Here is a 434-nt window from a genome sequence, read left to right on the forward strand (position 1 = left end):
TCGCCTTTAGCGCCGGTTGCACCAGTGTCACCTTTGTCGCCAGTAGCACCGTCTTTAAGGATGGTAGTAGTGGTATTACCGTTACCGTCTTTGATGGTTACAGTGTGAGTACCGTTGCCGTTGTCTTTAACGTCGGCTTCAGCGTTCTTACCGTCTTTAACGATAGTAGTAGTGGTATTACCTTCGCCATCAGTGATGGTTACAGTGTGAGTACCATCGCCGTTGTCTTTAACGTCGGCTTTAGCATTCTTACCATCTACACCGTCTTTACCGTCTTTAACGATGGTAGTAGTGACTGTACCGGTCTCAAGATCAGTAATAGTGATTGTATGGGTACCGTCACCATTATCTACAACTTCACCTGTGATGCTGCCACCTTTTTCACCAGTGTCACCTTTATCGCCTTTGTCGCCTTTGTCGCCTTTGTCGCCTTT

Annotated in this window: 1 protein-coding gene; it reads right to left on the reverse strand. The window is 47.0% G+C overall.

From position 1 onward, the window contains the following. Positions 1–434 (reverse strand): collagen-flanked surface repeat-containing protein (locus tag ACTHTY_RS12140; protein ID WP_440367880.1); only part of this gene is annotated, 434 nt, incomplete at both ends.

The organism is Neisseria sp. P0019.S002, assembly GCF_051957155.1.
GTDB lineage: Bacteria > Pseudomonadota > Gammaproteobacteria > Burkholderiales > Neisseriaceae > Neisseria > Neisseria perflava.